Annotated in this window: 1 protein-coding gene; it reads left to right on the top strand. The window is 62.7% G+C overall.

Features of this window, described 5'->3' with window-relative positions:
• Positions 1-232, top strand: a 232-nt coding sequence (locus AC0L3U_RS40230) for a hypothetical protein (RefSeq protein WP_473365247.1), incomplete at its 5' end; no start/stop codon positions are given.
• Positions 233-236 lie beyond the last annotated feature (4 nt).

The following is a 236-nucleotide window of genomic DNA, read 5'->3' as shown; positions in this document are numbered from 1 at the left end:
GGACTATATTGGTGCCGACTACCCACCCACAGTGGAGGCGGGCAAGGTGGTGGACGAATCGGAATTTCGCGAACAGGTGGAATTTCTCGGTGTGTTGCAGGGGTTGGTTGCGCAGCTGCCGGAAAAGCCCGAGCGCGCCGAGTTGATCAAGGGCGTCGCTGAGTTGCTCGCCGCAGTCACCGAGATCAGCACCACAGGGCCGAAGGCGGCGCCGAAACCGGCCCAGGCGTAGCTGA

The organism is Bradyrhizobium sp. Kon69, from assembly GCF_055807515.1.
Note: the sequence above shows the minus strand (reverse complement) of the source record. Positions and strands in the feature narration are given on the sequence as shown.